Below are 16,606 nucleotides of genomic sequence, written 5' to 3'. Positions count from 1 at the left end.
GGACACACCTAGAAGTGGGATCGGGAAAGCCGGGGGGAACCGAGCGGGGAAACCGCTCGGTCCGGTCGGGCCGGGGAGACGACTCAGGCGGGGAGGACGACGACGAAGCGCTGCGGCTCCTCGCCCTCGGACTCGCTGCGCAGGCCCGCGGCGGCCACGGCGTCGTGGACGACCTTGCGCTCGAAGGGCGTCATCGGGTCCAGCTTGACCGGGCTGCCGGTGCTGCGGGCCTCGGCGGCCGCCTGGGCGCCGACCTTCGCGAGCTCCTCGCGCTTGCGGGCGCGGAAGCCGGCGATGTCCAGCATGAGGCGGCTGCGGTCACCGGTCTCGCGGTTCACGGCCAGCCGGGTGAGCTCCTGGAGCGCCTCCAGCACCTCGCCGTCACGGCCGACGAGCTTCTGCAGGTCACGGCTGGTCGAGTCGCTGATGATCGACACCGCGGCGCGGTCGGCCTCGACGTCCATGTCGATGTCGCCGTCGAGGTCGGCGATGTCGAGCAGACCCTCGAGGTAGTCGGCCGCGATCTCGCCCTCCTGCTCCAGGCGGGACAGGGTGTCGGTGCCCTCAGCGGCGACACCGCTGGTCTGGCGCTGCGTGTCCGTCACAGTGGACTCCTTCATCACTTCTTGGAGGGGTGCTTGGGCCGCTGCGGGCCGCTCTTGCGCTGCCCGGGCTTACCGCCCGCCTTGGCGTCCTTGGCGCCGCCGGCGGCCTTGGCGTCCGTCCCGGCCTCGCCCTGCTTCTTCTCCAGCGACGGCTTCTCCTCGGCCGCGGTGGAGGCGGTGCCGGCCGGCGTCGTGCCCGCCACCTGGCGCTTGGCCTTGGTCTGGCGCTTGGGCTGCTGACGCTTGGCACGGGCGGCCTCGGCGGCCTGGCGCGCCTCGACCTCCGCGGGGTCCTCCTTGAGCTTGCCCGCGGCCCGCAGGCGCTCCTGGCGCTGCTTGAAGGCGAGGCTGCCCGGGGTGGGGTTGCGGCGGATGACGAACATCTGCTGGCCCATGGTCCACACGTTGGTGGTCAGCCAGTACAGGAGCACACCGACGGGGACGTTGATGCCGATGACGGCGAAGATGACGGGGAAGACGTACATCATCATCTTCTGCTGCTGCATGAAGGGCGTCTTGACCGACAGGTCGACGTTCTTCGTCATCAGCTGGCGCTGTGTGTAGAACTGCGACAGCGACATCAGGACGATCATGATGATCGTGACGACGCGGACGTCGGTCACCGTGGCGCTGAGGCTCTCCACCTTGGAGGCGGAGTCGAGGAACTTCACCGACAGCGGGGCGCCGAAGATGTGCGCCTGACGGGCGCTGGCCAGCAGCTCCTGGTCGATGAAGCCGACCGTCTTGCCCTGGGCGATGTGGTTCAGGACCTGGTACAGCGAGATGAAGAAAGGCGACTGGGCCAGGATCGGGAGACAGCTCGAGAGAGGGTTGGTGCCCGTCTCCTTGTAGAGCTTCATCATCTCTTCGGACTGGCGCTGCTTGTCGCTCTTGTAGCGCTCCTGGATCGCCTTCATCTTCGGCTGGAGCGCCTGCATGTTCCGCGTCGCCTTGATCTGCTTCACGAAGAGCGGGATCAGGCAGATGCGGATCAGGACCACGAGGGAGACGATGGACAGCCCCCACGCCCAGCCGCTGTTCTTGTCGAAGACAAGGCTGTACAGCGAGTGAAACTGGACGATGATCCAGGAAACTGCGTAGTAGAGGGGACCGAGGATCGTGTCCACGAATCAGGCTCCTTGGGCGTTGGGCTGAGTCTCGGGCTGTGCGACGGGCCCCGCGACGGGGTGCCCGCCCAGTCGGCTCCTCAGCCGCTGGTGCCAGACCGGACGCTTCCGGGGAGGAACGTGGTCGACGCCACCGAGCGACCACGGATTGCAGCGCAGGATGCGCCAGGCCGTCAGCGCTGTTCCTTTGACCGCACCGTGCACGTCAATGGCCGTGTAGCCGTAGTGCGAGCACGACGGGTAGTACTTGCAGACCGGGCCCAGGAGCGGGCTGATGGTCCACTGGTAGAGCTTGATCAACCACAGCAGCGGATACTTCACCGTGCGCTCCCTCCCTGGCTTCGGCCAAGGTCCCCGGGGGTCTCCCCGGAGGAATCGGAACGGCGCGGCGCCCCTCCCAACAGCCGCTGCAGTGCGGTGTCAAGATCACGGGCCAGCTCATCGTGGTCCGCCTCGCCCGAGCCGGGCAGGGCCCGTACCACCACCAGGCTACCGGCGGGCAGCTGATCGAGCCGGTCACGCATCAGGTGGCGAAGCCTGCGCTTCACCAGATTGCGGACTACTGCGACGCCGACGGCCTTGCTGACGACGAAACCCGCACGCACCGGGGGAACACTCTCCCCAGGTGTGTGCGGGTCCGTTGTACCGCTACGGAAATGGACGACGAGGAGCGGGCGGCCGGCCCGGCGTCCTCGGCGTACCGCGGTCGCAAAGTCCTCGCGCCGCCTCAGACGATTGTCGTTGGGCAGCACGGCATGGACCTATTGGTCGTCAGGCTGCTCAGGCCGACAGGCGGGCGCGACCCTTGCCACGGCGGGACGCGAGAATCGCGCGGCCGGCACGGGTGCGCATGCGCAGGCGGAAGCCGTGGGTCTTCGCGCGACGGCGGTTGTTCGGCTGGAAGGTGCGCTTGCTCACTCGGGGGCTCCAGAAATGAATCGGTGGTGGCGGGACATCGCCTGGCTGTCACCGTGCGCCCACGAGAAGCTCGCAACGCCCGAGTGCACCGCTTCTTGACCGTGTACTGATTCGACGCGATCTTTGCCCATCGGAGGCAGGCGGCAGCAGCCATCGACAACTCGACCTGGTCACGGTACGCGCGGCTACGCCATTCGGTCAAACCGGCAGCGCACCAGGGATACACCGTAGCCCGCCGCGGGCCGGTGGGACGACACGGCTCGCCCCATGGCACATTTGTACACACCCTGTGGACAACGACTTGAACCGCGCACCGCGGGCGGCCTACCGTGGCTGAACTCCGAATCCTTCCCGCCCGTCCCGAGAACCACACATTCGTGGGACTCACGGGGCGCCCCCAGTGACTGAGAGAGCGTGCCCTGTGGCTGACCTGCCCGCCGATCTTGCCGCAGTGTGGCCGCGCGTGCTCGACCAGCTCCTGGGCGAGGGCCGCGACAAGCGCGGCCAGGGCGTCGAGACCAAGGACGAGCACTGGATCAAGCGGTGCCAGCCGCTGGCCCTCGTCGCCGACACCGCCCTGCTGGCCGTGCCCAACGAATTCGCCAAGGGCGTACTCGAGGGCCGGCTCGCGCCGCTGGTCAGCGACGCGCTGAGCCGTGAGTGCGGCCGCCCGATCCGGATCGCGATCACCGTCGACGACTCCGCGGGCGAGCCCCCGGCCGAGCGCCCCCAGGCCGCGCAGCAGTCCCGCTACGAGGAGCCCGCGGGCCGGGGCGGCGGCCAGGGCCGCGACGCCTACGAGTCCCGGGACGGCTACGAGAGCTTCGACAACGGCGCCTACGAGGGCCGCGAGAGCTACGGCCGCCAGGCCCCGGCCGACGACCTGCCGTCCGTGCGCCCCGCCTATCCGGACTACCAGCAGCAGCGCCCCGAGCCCGGTGCGTGGCCGCGCCACTCGGCCCCCTCGGGGCCCCCGGTGCCGCCGCCCGGTGACAGGGGTGACAGGAGTGACTACGGCTGGCAGCAGCCGCGCCTCGGCGGCTTCGCTGAGAGCGAACGCGATCCGTACGCCTCGCAGCAGCACTCCGGCGGCTACGAGCCGCAAGGTTCCGATTACCGGACGCAGCCGTCCGAGCGCATGCCGTACGAGCAGCAGCGCCACGACATGCCGGGCCGCGACATGCCCGGTCGTGACATGGGCGGCCGTGACATGGCCGGCCGGGACGTCACGGGCCGGGAGCTGCCGGAGAGCGGCCCGCGCGGCGGCGACCGCTCCGACCGGGCCCCGTCCGGCGGCGCCCCCGGCCCGCTCGCGGCGAAGCCGTCCCCGGCCCCCGGCCCCGGCGAGCCGACCGCCCGCCTGAACCCGAAGTACCTCTTCGACACGTTCGTGATCGGTGCGTCCAACCGCTTCGCGCACGCCGCCGCGGTCGCGGTGGCCGAGGCGCCGGCGAAGGCGTACAACCCCCTCTTCATCTACGGCGAGTCGGGCCTGGGGAAGACCCACCTCCTGCACGCCATCGGGCACTACGCGCGCAGCCTCTACCCGGGCACGCGCGTGCGCTACGTGAGCTCCGAGGAGTTCACCAACGAGTTCATCAACTCCATCCGCGACGGCAAGGCGGACGCGTTCCGCAAGCGCTACCGCGACATGGACATCCTCCTGGTCGACGACATCCAGTTCCTCGCGAGCAAGGAGTCGACGCAGGAGGAGTTCTTCCACACCTTCAACACCCTCCACAACGCGAACAAGCAGATCGTGCTGTCCTCGGACCGGCCGCCCAAGCAGCTGGTGACGCTGGAGGACCGGCTGCGCAACCGCTTCGAGTGGGGCCTCATCACGGACGTCCAGCCGCCCGAGCTGGAGACCCGCATCGCGATCCTGCGCAAGAAGGCCGTGCAGGAGCAGCTGAACGCCCCGCCGGAGGTCCTGGAGTTCATCGCCTCCCGCATCTCGCGCAACATCCGCGAGCTGGAGGGCGCGCTGATCCGGGTGACGGCCTTCGCGAGCCTGAACCGGCAGCCGGTCGACCTGGGCCTGACCGAGATCGTCCTCAAGGACCTGATCCCGGGCGGCGAGGACGCCTCTCCGGAGATCACGGCGCCGGCCATCATGGCCGCGACCGCGGACTACTTCGGGCACACCGTCGAGGACCTGTGCGGGGCCTCGCGCAGCCGCGTGCTGGTGACGGCCCGGCAGATCGCCATGTACCTCTGCCGCGAGCTCACGGACCTGTCGCTGCCGAAGATCGGTGCGCAGTTCGGCGGGCGGGACCACACGACCGTCATGCACGCGGACCGGAAGATCCGTGCGCTGATGGCCGAACGGCGCTCCATCTACAACCAGGTGACCGAACTGACCAACCGCATCAAGAACGGCTGAGGACACCGCGCAGGACGCCCATGGGGCGCTCCGGGAGGCTTCCCGGGGCGCCCTTTCGCGGTCCTGAGGTCGTCCTGAGGTCGTCCTGAGGACGTCCTGAGGACGTCCGAGTGCGTTCTGAGTGCGCCCTGAGGGGAGTCACGGGGGAGGCTCGGAGCGTTCCGGGGCCGGCTCGGAGGCGTTCCGGGGCCGCCGGGCATCCACAGCAGTGGACGGCTCTGTTCGATTTCGTGCGCCGTACCCGGGGTTCTCCACAGTTTCCTTGCCGACCGGCTGTCCACACCCTGTGGGCTGCGAAGTTGTCCATACGCCGTCCACAGCGCAGGCTGTTGATAGCCCATCAGGCGAGGTCACGGGCGTGTGGATTTGTGGCCGACGCTCTTCCACAGCCTGTGGACAGACTAATCACCCACAAGGCCCCCTCGGCGTTGTCCACCGGCCGCCCACAGGGGAGTGGATGTTGTACACAGTCTTTCCACACCCCTGTCCACTGTTCGGCAACGAAACGCCCGGTCTCACCGCACCGAGTGAAAGGCGTCACACCAAGGTGCCGGATTGGGCTGTGGGGAACCTGGGTAAAACTGGGGACAGGCCTGGGGAGAAGTGCGCCCCGCCTGTGCACCGGCTGTGCAGAACTTTCCGCGGTCCACAGCACACCCCGCTTATCCACTGCCCCCGCCCACAGGCCCGGTGGACAAAAAAGCGGCACTGACCTGCGCAAAGAGGGTTGTCCACCGTTTCCACAGGCCCTACTACTACGACCACAGAGATCAAGCGGGGAACTCGTTTCGAAGTGGGTCCTGTGCACAACTCGGCCGCGGGCCGCGCCACGCCCTCCGACCCGACTTGACCCCGAGTCGCACCAGCTGTCAGCGGCGTACGTCAGACTGGTCTCCGGCAAGCAGCCGACGAAGAAGCCAGCAGGGCGAGCCAGCAACAAGCAGGAGGCGGTTCCGGTGAAGATCCGGGTGGAGCGCGATGTACTCGCGGAGGCAGTGGCCTGGGCGGCCCGCAGCCTCCCGGCCCGTCCGCCGGTGCCCGTCCTCGCGGGCCTGCTGCTGAAGGCCGAGGACGGCTCCCTGAGCCTCTCCGGCTTCGACTACGAGGTCTCCGCCCGCGTCTCGGTCGACGCCGATGTGGAGGAGGACGGCACCGTCCTCGTCTCCGGCCGCCTCCTCGCCGACATCTGCCGCGCACTTCCCAACAGGCCTGTGGAAATCTCCACCGACGGTGTGCGCGTCACCGTGGTCTGCGGCTCCTCGCGATTCACACTCCACACCCTGCCTGTGGAGGAGTACCCGGCCCTGCCGCAGATGCCCACCGCCACCGGCACCGTCCCGGCCGAGGTCTTCGCCGCCGCCGCCGCCCAGGTCGCCATCGCCGCCGGCCGTGACGACACGCTGCCCGTGCTCACCGGTGTGCGCATCGAGATCGAGGGCGACACCGTCACCCTGGCCTCCACCGACCGCTACCGCTTCGCGGTCCGCGAGTTCATGTGGAAGCCCGAGACCCCGGACATCTCCGCGGTCGCCCTGGTCCCCGCCAAGACCCTGCTGGACACCGCCAAGTCCCTCAGCGGCGGCGACTCGGTCTCGATCGCCCTGGCCGGCTCCGGCGCGGGCGAGGGCCTGATCGGCTTCGAGGGCGCCGGCCGCCGCACCACCACGCGGCTGCTCGAGGGCGACCTGCCGAAGTACCGCACGCTCTTCCCCACCGAGTTCAACTCGGTCGCCGTCATCGAGACCGCGCCGTTCGTCGAGGCCGTCAAGCGCGTGGCCCTCGTCGCCGAGCGGAACACCCCGGTGCGGCTGAGCTTCGAGCAGGGCGTGCTGATCCTGGAGGCCGGCTCCAGCGACGACGCACAGGCTGTGGAGCGGGTCGACGCGCAGCTGGACGGCGACGACATCTCGATCGCCTTCAACCCCGGCTTCCTGCTGGAGGGCCTGTCGGCGATCGACTCGCCGGTCGCCCAGCTGTCCTTCACGACGTCGACGAAGCCGGCGCTGCTGAGCGGCAAGCCGGCGGTCGACGCCGAGGCGGACGACGCGTACAAGTACCTGATCATGCCGGTTCGCCTGTCCGGCTGAGCGAGGCTGTGAGGGCCCGCGGCGGCTTTTCGGCTGCGGGCCGTCCGTGGCTGGTCGCGCGGTTCCCCGCGCCCCTTACAGGGCGCGCCCGGTCGGCCGCGTCCGCTCGGCGGAGCCGCAGAGTGATGCCGCCCCGCGCCCCCTGGGGGCGCCGGCCCTCCTTTTGAGCGCCGTCACCCCACAGGTGTGCAGCGCCTGCCCGGCGTAGGCTCGGAGCCAGGTACGCACCCAATCAAGGCATAGAGGATCACCCATGGAGCTCGGTCTCGTCGGTCTCGGCAAGATGGGCGGCAACATGCGCGAGCGCATCCGCCGCGCAGGCCACACCGTCATCGGATACGACCGCAACCCTGACCTCGCGGATGTCAGCAGCCTCAAGGAGCTGGTCGACTCCCTCCAGGGCCCGCGCGTCGTGTGGGTCATGGTCCCGGCCGGTGCCGCCACCCAGTCCACGATCGACGAGCTCGGAGAGCTGCTCTCCCCGGGCGACATCGTCGTCGACGGCGGCAACTCCCGCTGGACCGACGACGAGAAGCACGCCGAGGAGCTGGGCGCCAAGGGCATCGGCTTCGTCGACTGCGGCGTCTCCGGCGGTGTCTGGGGCCTGGAGAACGGCTACGCGCTGATGTACGGCGGCGACGCGGCGAACGTCGCGCGCGTGCAGCCGGTCTTCGACGCGCTCAAGCCCGAGGGTGACTTCGGTGCGGTGCACGCGGGCAAGGTCGGTGCCGGCCACTTCGCCAAGATGGTCCACAACGGCATCGAGTACGCCATGATGCAGGCCTACGCCGAGGGCTGGGAGCTGCTGGAGAAGGTCGACTCCGTCACCGACGTGCGCGAGGTCTTCCGCTCCTGGCAGGAGGGCACGGTCATCCGCTCCTGGCTGCTCGACCTGGCCGTCAACGCGCTCGACGAGGACGAGCACCTCGACAAGCTGCGCGGTTACGCGGCCGACTCCGGCGAGGGCCGCTGGACGGTCGAGGCCGCGATCGACAACGCCGTGCCGCTGCCCGCGATCACCGCGTCGCTCTTCGCGCGCTTCGCCTCCCGTCAGGAGGACTCGCCGCAGATGAAGATGATCGCCGCGCTGCGCAACCAGTTCGGCGGCCACGCCGTCGAGAGCAAGTAGTACGTAGTACTCGGACAACAGTTCAACAGCAGCACCTGCCGCAGCACACAGCGGTATCAGCAGTAACAGCAGTACACAGCGGAAGAGGTCGGCGCACCATGCATGTCACGCATCTGTCGCTGGCCGACTTCCGCTCGTACGCCCGGGCCGAGGTCTCCCTCGACCCGGGCGTCACGGCGTTCGTGGGCCCGAACGGCCAGGGGAAGACCAACCTCGTCGAGGCGATCGGCTATCTGGCCACCCTCGGCAGCCACCGGGTCTCCTCCGACGCCCCGCTGGTCCGGATGGGCGCCGAGCGCGCCGTGATACGGGCCGCCGTGGTCCAGGGCGAGCGGCAGCAGCTGATCGAGCTGGAGCTCAACCCCGGCCGCGCAAACCGCGCCCGGATCAATAGATCGTCCCAGGTCAGACCGCGTGACGTGCTCGGCATCGTGCGCACCGTGCTGTTCGCCCCCGAGGACCTGGCCCTCGTCAAGGGCGACCCCGGAGAGCGCCGCCGCTTCCTGGACGAGCTGATCACCGCGCGCACCCCGCGCATGGCGGGCGTCCGCTCCGACTACGAGCGGGTCCTCAAGCAGCGCAACACCCTCCTCAAGAGCGCGGCGATGGCCCGCCGCCACGGCGGTCGCGGCCTGGACCTCTCCACGCTCGACATCTGGGACCAGCACCTGGCCCGCGCCGGCGCCGAGCTGCTGGCACAGCGGCTGGACCTGATCTCGGCGCTGCGCCCGCTGGCCGACAAGGCCTACGAGCAGCTGGCGCCCGGCGGCGGCCCGGTCGCCTTCGACTACCGCGGGCCCGCCGGCATCGAGGGCGCCCACACCCGCGAGGAGCTGTACGAGGCGCTGCTCGCGGCGCTCGCCGAGGCCCGCAAGCAGGAGATCGAGCGGGGCGTGACGCTGGTCGGCCCGCACCGCGACGACCTCCTGCTCCGGCTCGGGCAGCTGCCGGCCAAGGGGTACGCGAGCCACGGCGAGTCCTGGTCGTACGCGCTGGCGCTGCGCCTGGCCTCGTACGAGCTGTTGCGCTCCGAGGGCAACGAGCCGGTGCTCGTCCTGGACGACGTCTTCGCGGAGCTGGACGCCCGGCGCCGGGAGCGGCTGGCGGAGCTGGTGGCCCACGGCGAGCAGGTGCTGGTCACCGCGGCCGTGGACGACGACGTGCCGGAGGTCCTCACCGGGGCCCGGTACGCGGTCTCGGGCGGGCAGGTCGAGCGCGTATGAGCACGCCGTCCGAGCACCCGAAGCCGCCCGAGTCCTCCGGCGTGGACCTGGCGCGGGTCGCGCTGCGCGCGGCCAAGGAGCAGGCGCGGGCGCGGGGCGCCGCGGCCCAGCAGAAGAAGCAGGTGCGCCGCGGCGGCGGACTGCGCTCGGGCGCGCGCGCCGACGGCCGCGACCCGCTGCCGCTGGGCGCCGCCATCAACCGGCTGATCACCGAGCGGGGCTGGGAGAAGCCCGCGGCGGTGGGCGGGGTGATGGGCCGCTGGCCGCAGATCGTGGGCGACGCGCTGGCCCTGCACTGCACCCCGCAGAACTTCGACGAGGACTCCCACGTCCTGACGGTGCAGTGCGACTCGACGGCGTGGGCGACGCAGCTGCGCCTGCTGGCGCCCCAGCTCGTGGCCCGGCTCAACGACGACCTCGGGCACGGCACGGTACGGACGATCAAGGTGCTGGGCCCGGGCGGGCCGGGCCGCCGCTACGGCTCGCTGCGCGCCCCCGGCAGCACGGGCCCGGGTGACACGTACGGCTGATCGCGGAGCCGTCCGCGGAGGGGTGCGGGACACGGGTCGATCCGCGGGGCGGGTGGGCCGGCGCTGAGACCCCGCTCACGGTAGCGGGCGGTTGACAGCCCGAAGCGCTGAGTGCCGCTGTGAGCCTCTCGGAGCCCGGGGGCGCATATAGGGAGTCGGCTGATGCCGGTTCAGGGCGGCACGTGCAGGCTCAGGCACCGCCAAACCCCCATTCATGTCAGCGCTACCGGTAGACTGGTGGCAATCCCGCCGGCTCGCGGGACTCGTCGACCAACGCAGAACGACGCAGCCGCTCCTGCCTGCCTCGGGTGGGGTCTCCCCGCCGCAGTCGGGGATGGCCTGTGCTGTGCCAGAAAGGGCGCTTCGTGGCCGATTCCGGCAACCCCAACGAGAACACCACCCCTTCTACGGACGGAGCGGCGGAGACCGCACCCGCGGGCGCACCCGGCGCCGCGTCCTACGACGCCAGCGCGATCACCGTCCTGGAGGGTCTGGACGCCGTCCGCAAGCGGCCCGGCATGTACATCGGCTCGACCGGTGAGCGCGGCCTGCACCACCTCGTCTACGAGGTCGTGGACAACTCCGTCGACGAGGCCCTCGCGGGCCACGCGGACACCATCGACGTCACGATCCTCTCCGACGGCGGCGTCCGCGTCGTCGACAACGGCCGTGGCATCCCGGTCGGCATCGTGCCCTCCGAGGGCAAGCCCGCCGTCGAGGTCGTCCTGACCGTCCTGCACGCGGGCGGCAAGTTCGGCGGCGGCGGCTACGCCGTCTCCGGCGGTCTGCACGGCGTCGGCGTCTCCGTCGTCAACGCCCTGTCCACGCGCGTCGCGGTCGAGGTGAAGACCGACGGCTACCGCTGGACGCAGGACTACAAGCTCGGCGTCCCGACCGCCCCGCTGCAGCAGAACGAGGCGACCGACGAGCACGGCACCTCGGTCACCTTCTGGGCCGACGGCGACATCTTCGAGACCACCGAGTACTCCTTCGAGACGCTCTCGCGGCGCTTCCAGGAGATGGCCTTCCTCAACAAGGGCCTGACCATCTCGCTGACGGACGAGCGCCCGGCGCACGTGGACGAGGAGGGCAAGCCCCTCACCGTCCGCTACCACTACGAGGGCGGCATCTCCGACTTCGTCCGCTACCTCAACTCGCGCAAGGGCGAGGTCATCCACCCCACGGTGATCGACTTCGACGCCGAGGACAAGGAGCGGATGCTCTCGGTCGAGATCGCGATGCAGTGGAACACCCAGTACACCGAGGGCGTCTACAGCTTCGCGAACACGATCCACACCCACGAGGGCGGTACGCACGAGGAGGGCTTCCGCGCGGCGCTGACCGGTCTGATCAACCGCTACGCGCGCGACAAGAAGCTGCTCCGCGAGAAGGACGACAACCTCACGGGCGACGACATCCGCGAGGGTCTGACGGCGATCATCTCCGTCAAGCTGGGCGAGCCGCAGTTCGAGGGCCAGACCAAGACCAAGCTGGGCAACACCGAGGCCAAGACCTTCGTGCAGAAGGTCGTCCACGAGCAGCTGACGGACTGGCTGGACCGCAATCCGAACGAGGCCGCGGACATCATCCGCAAGTCCATCCAGGCCGCCACCGCGCGCGTCGCGGCCCGCAAGGCGCGTGACCTCACCCGCCGCAAGGGCCTGCTGGAGACGGCGTCGCTGCCGGGCAAGCTCTCCGACTGCCAGTCGAACGAGCCGGCCAAGTGCGAGATCTTCATCGTCGAGGGTGACTCCGCCGGCGGCTCGGCCAAGTCCGGCCGGAACCCGCAGTACCAGGCGATCCTCCCGATCCGCGGCAAGATCCTCAACGTGGAGAAGGCCCGGATCGACAAGATCCTGCAGAACCAGGAGATCCAGGCGCTGATCTCCGCCTTCGGCACCGGTGTGCACGAGGACTTCGACATCGCGAAGCTCCGCTATCACAAGATCATCCTGATGGCGGACGCCGACGTCGACGGTCAGCACATCAACACCCTGCTGCTCACCTTCCTCTTCCGCTTTATGCGCCCCCTGGTCGAGGCCGGTCACGTCTACCTCTCCCGTCCCCCGCTCTACAAGATCAAGTGGGGCCGGGACGACTTCGAGTACGCCTACTCCGACCGCGAGCGCGACGCCCTGATCCAGCTCGGCCGGGAGAACGGCAAGCGGATCAAGGACGACTCGGTCCAGCGCTTCAAGGGTCTCGGCGAGATGAACGCCGAGGAGCTGCGCGTGACCACCATGGACGTCGACCACCGCGTCCTCGGCCAGGTCACCCTGGACGACGCCGCGCAGGCGGACGACCTGTTCTCGGTGCTCATGGGCGAGGACGTCGAGGCCCGGCGCTCCTTCATCCAGCGCAACGCCAAGGACGTCCGCTTCCTCGACATCTGAGCCTGTCGGCCCACCCCGAGACAGCCGCAGCGCGAAAGGACTTTGAACACCCATGGCCGACGAGACCCCTGAGACCCCCACCGCCCCCGTGCCCGAGGTGACCCCCGAGGGCGCGCCCGCCCCGCTGGAGGGCGTGGGCATGCGCGTCGAGCCCGTCGGGCTCGAGACGGAGATGCAGCGCTCCTACCTCGACTACGCGATGAGCGTGATCGTCTCGCGTGCGCTGCCCGACGTGCGCGACGGCCTCAAGCCGGTGCACCGCCGCGTGCTCTACGCGATGTACGACGGCGGCTACCGCCCCGAGAAGGGCTTCTACAAGTGCGCCCGTGTCGTCGGTGACGTCATGGGTACGTACCACCCGCACGGCGACGCCTCCATCTACGACGCGCTCGTCCGCCTCGCCCAGCCCTGGGCCATGCGGATGCCGCTGGTGGACTCCAACGGCAACTTCGGCTCCCCGGGCAACGACCCGGCCGCCGCCATGCGCTACACCGAGTGCAAGATGGCGCCGCTGTCGATGGAGATGGTCCGGGACATCGACGAGGAGACCGTCGACTTCCAGGACAACTACGACGGCCGCAACCAGGAGCCGACGGTCCTGCCGTCGCGCATCCCCAACCTGCTGGTGAACGGCTCCGCGGGCATCGCGGTCGGCATGGCCACCAACATCCCGCCGCACAACCTGCGCGAGGTGGCCGAGGGCGCCCAGTGGTTCCTGGCCAACCCGGAGGCGAGCTCCGAGGAGCTCCTCGACGCGCTCATCGAGCGCATCAAGGGCCCCGACTTCCCGACCGGCGCCCTCGTGGTGGGCCGCAAGGGCATCGAGGAGGCCTACCGCACCGGCCGCGGCTCGATCACCATGCGCGCCGTCGTCGAGGTCGAGGAGATCCAGAACCGCCAGTGCCTGGTGGTCACCGAGCTGCCCTACCAGGTCAACCCGGACAACCTCGCGCAGAAGATCGCCGACCTGGTGAAGGACGGCAAGATCGGCGGCATCGCCGACGTCCGCGACGAGACCTCCTCCCGCACCGGCCAGCGCCTGGTGATCGTCCTCAAGCGGGACGCGGTCGCCAAGGTCGTGCTGAACAACCTCTACAAGCACACCGACCTGCAGACCAACTTCGGCGCCAACATGCTGGCCCTGGTCGACGGCGTGCCGCGCACCCTCTCCCTGGACGCGTTCATCCGCAACTGGGTGACGCACCAGATCGAGGTCATCGTCCGGCGCACCCGCTTCCGGCTGCGCAAGGCCGAGGAGCGCGCCCACATCCTGCGCGGCCTGCTCAAGGCCCTGGACGCCATCGACGAGGTCATCGCGCTGATCCGGCGCAGCGACACCGTCGACGTCGCCCGCGAGGGCCTGATGGGCCTGCTGCAGATCGACGAGATCCAGGCCAACGCGATCCTGGAGATGCAGCTGCGCCGGCTGGCCGCCCTGGAGCGGCAGAAGATCGTGGCGGAGCACGACGAGCTCCAGGCGAAGATCAACGAGTACAACGCGATCCTCGCCTCGCCCGAGCGCCAGCGCCAGATCATCAGCGAGGAACTCACGGCGATCGTCGAGAAGTTCGGCGAGGACCGGCGCTCGGCGCTGGTGCCCTTCGACGGCGACATGTCCATCGAGGACCTGATCGCCGAGGAGGACATCGTCGTCACGATCACCCGTGGCGGCTACGTCAAGCGCACCAAGACCGACGACTACCGCTCGCAGAAGCGCGGCGGCAAGGGCGTGCGGGGCACGAAGCTCAAGGAAGACGACATCGTCGACCACTTCTTCGTCTCCACCACCCACCACTGGCTGCTGTTCTTCACCAACAAGGGCCGGGTCTACCGCGCCAAGGCCTACGAGCTGCCGGACGCCGGGCGCGACGCCCGCGGCCAGCACGTGGCCAACCTGCTGGCCTTCCAGCCGGACGAGAAGATCGCCCAGATCCTCGCCGTCCGCGACTACGAGGCCGCGCCGTACCTGGTGCTCGCCACCAAGTCCGGCCTGGTGAAGAAGACCCCGCTGAAGGACTACGACTCCCCGCGCTCCGGCGGCGTCATCGCCATCAACCTGCGCGAGACCGAGAGCGGTGCCGAGGACGAGCTGATCGGTGCCGAGCTGGTCTCCGCCGCGGACGACCTGCTGCTGATCAGCAAGAAGGCGCAGTCCATCCGGTTCACCGCTACGGATGAAGCCCTCCGCCCGATGGGCCGGGCCACGTCCGGTGTGAAGGGCATGAGCTTCCGCGAGGGCGACGAGCTGCTCTCCATGAGCGTCGTGCGCCCGGGGACGTACGTCTTCACCGCGACCGACGGCGGCTACGCGAAGCGGTCGAACGTGGACGAGTACCGCGTTCAGGGCCGCGGCGGCCTCGGTATCAAGGCGGCCAAGATCGTGGAGGATCGGGGCTCGCTGGTCGGTGCGCTGGTGGTCGAGGAGACCGACGAGATCCTTGCCATTACGCTCAGCGGCGGCGTGATCCGCACACGGGTCAACGAGGTCAGGGAGACCGGCCGTGACACCATGGGCGTCCAGCTGATCAACTTGGGCAAGCGCGATGCCGTTGTGGGCATCGCACGGAACGCCGAAGCGGGTCGCGAGGCTGAAGAGGTCGATGAGCCGGCCGATGCAGTCGAGGGCGACGGAGCTGAGGGTGCCGAGGGCGCATCCGCCCCGGCAGGGAACATCGAGGAGTAAGTCGTGAGTCGAGCCACGGGCGCCGCGGCAAGCGGTGCAGGTGCCGAGCGCAGCACTACCGCCGCACCTGCTACCGATGAGGCCGGCGCCCGTGGCTCCGCCGCGGACGCCGGCTCCCAGGGGGGGACGTTGACGGACACGCGCAAGCCGGAGCCGTACCACCCGCCGCAGGCGTACGAGCCTCCGGCCGGTTCGGCCGGCGCCAAGTCGGCCGGGTCGGGTGACCCGGCCCCGGCCGGATCGGCTGCCGGGTCCGGCGGTGCCGGCAAGCCGGCCAAGGCTGCCAAGACGGCCAAGGCCGAGAAGGCCGCGGATTCCAAGACGGCGCAGTCCGAAGACGTGAAGGCCGCCGGGGCCGGGAAGGCTGCATCCGTGGCAGACGAGGCTGAGAGCGGGAACGCCGGGAGCAACGGCGGCAAGCCCGCCGCGAAGAGCGCGGCGAAGGCCCCTGCGGCCGACCCGCGGAACGCCGTCAAGGCTCCGCCGCGCATCCCCGGCCAGGGCGGTTCCAAGCCCGCTGCAGGCGCTCTCAAGAAGGGTGCCCCCAAGGGCCCCCAGGCGGCCCAGGCGGCCCCGCAGGAGGCCGGGAAGCCCGCGGGGGCGGCCGGCCCCGTGCCGGGCCCCGTGGCCCCGCAGGGCGCCGCGCCCCGCCCGGCAGGGCGCCCCGCGCCCCGTACGCGCACCGCGCGCCTGCGGGTGTCCAAGGCCGACCCGTGGTCGGTGATGAAGGTCAGCTTCCTGCTGTCGATCGCGCTGGGCATCTGCACGATCGTCGCGGCGGGCGTGCTGTGGGGCGTCATGGACGCCATGGGCGTCTTCTCGACCGTCGGCGGGACGATCAGCGACGCCACGACCTCCAGCGACGGCGGCGGCTTCGACCTGGAGTCGTTCCTGTCGCTGCCCCGGGTGCTCCTCTTCACCTCGGTCATCGCGGTGATCAACGTGGTCCTGGCGACCGCGCTGGCCACCCTGGGGGCCTTCGTCTACAACCTCTCGGCGGGCTTCGTGGGCGGCGTGGAGCTGACCCTCGCCGAGGACGAATAGCCGTGCGCGGGGGCCCGGCCGGACAGGATTTTGGGACTGGGCCCCAAGTGCGCTAATCTTTCGGTGTCGCGCGGGGCTATAGCTCAGACGGTTAGAGCGCTTCCCTGATAAGGAAGAGGCCACAGGTTCAAGTCCTGTTAGCCCCACCGCACGATCGGCCCGGACGGAGATTTCTCCGCCCGGGCCGATCTGTTTTCCCCAGGTGGGGAGTTGGGCCCGCGACCGGACGGCGGACCGGGTGCCGCACAGGTCACCGATCGGTATCGGCCGGTGTGTATCATCGGCCACCAGAGGTCCCCTTACGTCAAGGAAAGACGAGGTCGCGCGGTGAAGAAGCTCCTCCTGGTCGCACTGGCCGCCATCGGCGGGCTCCTCGTGTACCGCCAGATCCAGGCGGATCGCGCCGAGCAGGACCTGTGGACGGAGGCGACCGACTCCGTGCCCGCAGGTTCGGGTGTGTGAGACAAACGAGTCCTGAGCAGGG

At 69.9% G+C, this 16,606-nt stretch carries 14 protein-coding genes and 1 tRNA gene; 10 read left to right on the top strand and 5 right to left on the bottom strand.

The genetic code is table 11. The features are described 5' to 3' along the window. Positions 1 to 83 precede the first annotated feature (83 nt). From B7P34_RS11155 to rpmH, 5 genes are read right to left on the bottom strand one after another with little or no spacing between them, the layout of a single operon-like run. On the bottom strand, positions 84 to 620 hold the full coding sequence (locus B7P34_RS11155) for a protein jag (RefSeq protein WP_106675693.1): 537 nt from the start codon (positions 618 to 620) through the stop codon (positions 84 to 86). Beyond that, on the bottom strand, positions 620 to 1,732 hold the full coding sequence (gene yidC, locus B7P34_RS11150) for a membrane protein insertase YidC (RefSeq protein ID WP_106675692.1): 1,113 nt from the start codon (positions 1,730 to 1,732) through the stop codon (positions 620 to 622). Before yidC ends, B7P34_RS11155 begins: the two co-directional genes overlap by 1 nt. Before the next feature lie 3 nt (positions 1,733 to 1,735). Beyond that, a complete protein-coding gene (gene yidD, locus B7P34_RS11145) occupies positions 1,736 to 2,053 on the bottom strand; it encodes a membrane protein insertion efficiency factor YidD (protein WP_106675691.1) in 318 nt (105 codons plus the stop codon). Next, positions 2,050 to 2,484, bottom strand: a complete 435-nt coding sequence (gene rnpA / locus B7P34_RS11140) for a ribonuclease P protein component (RefSeq protein ID WP_106675690.1) — start codon at positions 2,482 to 2,484, stop codon at positions 2,050 to 2,052. Before rnpA ends, yidD begins: the two co-directional genes overlap by 4 nt. Before the next feature lie 28 nt (positions 2,485 to 2,512). Beyond that, the gene (gene rpmH / locus B7P34_RS11135; RefSeq protein WP_003949374.1) at positions 2,513 to 2,650 is read right to left on the bottom strand and encodes a 50S ribosomal protein L34; all 138 of its coding nucleotides are present in this window, start codon (positions 2,648 to 2,650) and stop codon (positions 2,513 to 2,515) included. 400 nt (positions 2,651 to 3,050) lie between these two features. On the opposite strand from rpmH, the gene dnaA reads away from it, so the two are divergent. The 10 genes from dnaA (at position 3,051) to B7P34_RS11080 (ending at position 16,584) form a co-directional block, all read left to right on the top strand. After that, positions 3,051 to 5,033: a chromosomal replication initiator protein DnaA gene (dnaA, locus tag B7P34_RS11130; RefSeq protein ID WP_435693957.1), complete on the top strand. Its 1,983-nt coding sequence runs from the start codon at positions 3,051 to 3,053 to the stop codon at positions 5,031 to 5,033. Positions 5,034 to 5,989: 956 nt separating this feature from the next. Then, on the top strand, positions 5,990 to 7,120 hold the full coding sequence (gene dnaN / locus B7P34_RS11120) for a DNA polymerase III subunit beta (protein WP_106675688.1): 1,131 nt from the start codon (positions 5,990 to 5,992) through the stop codon (positions 7,118 to 7,120). Between the two features lie 253 nt (positions 7,121 to 7,373). Beyond that, on the top strand, positions 7,374 to 8,249 hold the full coding sequence (gnd, locus tag B7P34_RS11115) for a phosphogluconate dehydrogenase (NAD(+)-dependent, decarboxylating) (RefSeq protein WP_106675687.1): 876 nt from the start codon (positions 7,374 to 7,376) through the stop codon (positions 8,247 to 8,249). Positions 8,250 to 8,347: 98 nt separating this feature from the next. Beyond that, complete coding sequence (gene recF / locus B7P34_RS11110) at positions 8,348 to 9,472, top strand: DNA replication/repair protein RecF (RefSeq protein ID WP_106675686.1); 1,125 nt, start codon at positions 8,348 to 8,350, stop codon at positions 9,470 to 9,472. Then, the gene (locus B7P34_RS11105) at positions 9,469 to 10,002 is read left to right on the top strand and encodes a DUF721 domain-containing protein (protein ID WP_106675685.1); all 534 of its coding nucleotides are present in this window, start codon (positions 9,469 to 9,471) and stop codon (positions 10,000 to 10,002) included. The genes recF and B7P34_RS11105 overlap by 4 nt, the downstream gene beginning before the upstream one ends. A gap of 365 nt (positions 10,003 to 10,367) precedes the next feature. Then, positions 10,368 to 12,395, top strand: coding sequence for a DNA topoisomerase (ATP-hydrolyzing) subunit B (gyrB, locus tag B7P34_RS11100; protein WP_286157468.1), 2,028 nt, complete (start codon positions 10,368 to 10,370; stop codon positions 12,393 to 12,395). Between the two features lie 52 nt (positions 12,396 to 12,447). After that, a complete protein-coding gene (gene gyrA / locus B7P34_RS11095; RefSeq protein ID WP_106675683.1) occupies positions 12,448 to 15,078 on the top strand; it encodes a DNA gyrase subunit A in 2,631 nt (876 codons plus the stop codon). 129 nt (positions 15,079 to 15,207) lie between these two features. After that, positions 15,208 to 16,122, top strand: coding sequence for a DUF3566 domain-containing protein (locus tag B7P34_RS11090; protein WP_223267733.1), 915 nt, complete (start codon positions 15,208 to 15,210; stop codon positions 16,120 to 16,122). Positions 16,123 to 16,194: 72 nt separating this feature from the next. Next, a tRNA-Ile gene (locus tag B7P34_RS11085) sits at positions 16,195 to 16,268 on the top strand. A gap of 181 nt (positions 16,269 to 16,449) precedes the next feature. Further along, the gene (locus tag B7P34_RS11080) at positions 16,450 to 16,584 is read left to right on the top strand and encodes a DLW-39 family protein (RefSeq protein ID WP_003958712.1); all 135 of its coding nucleotides are present in this window, start codon (positions 16,450 to 16,452) and stop codon (positions 16,582 to 16,584) included. Positions 16,585 to 16,606 lie beyond the last annotated feature (22 nt).

This window comes from Streptosporangium nondiastaticum (assembly GCF_003011965.1).
Classification (GTDB): Bacteria; Actinomycetota; Actinomycetes; order Streptomycetales; family Streptomycetaceae; genus Streptomyces; species Streptomyces nondiastaticus.
The sequence above is the reverse complement of the archived record's forward strand: the minus strand, read 5'-3'. Positions and strand labels throughout refer to the sequence as shown.

Bases quoted from the DNA above. Each gene is read 5' to 3' on its own strand.
- B7P34_RS11105 (WP_106675685.1), top strand. From the start codon at position 9,469: ATGAGCACGCCGTCCGAGCACCCGAAGCCGCCCGAGTCCTCCGGCGTG.
- gnd (WP_106675687.1), top strand. From the start codon at position 7,374: ATGGAGCTCGGTCTCGTCGGTCTCGGCAAGATGGGCGGCAACATGCGC.
- recF (WP_106675686.1), top strand. From the start codon at position 8,348: ATGCATGTCACGCATCTGTCGCTGGCCGACTTCCGCTCGTACGCCCGG.
- B7P34_RS11155 (WP_106675693.1), bottom strand. From the start codon at position 620: ATGAAGGAGTCCACTGTGACGGACACGCAGCGCCAGACCAGCGGTGTC.
- gyrA (WP_106675683.1), top strand. From the start codon at position 12,448: ATGGCCGACGAGACCCCTGAGACCCCCACCGCCCCCGTGCCCGAGGTG.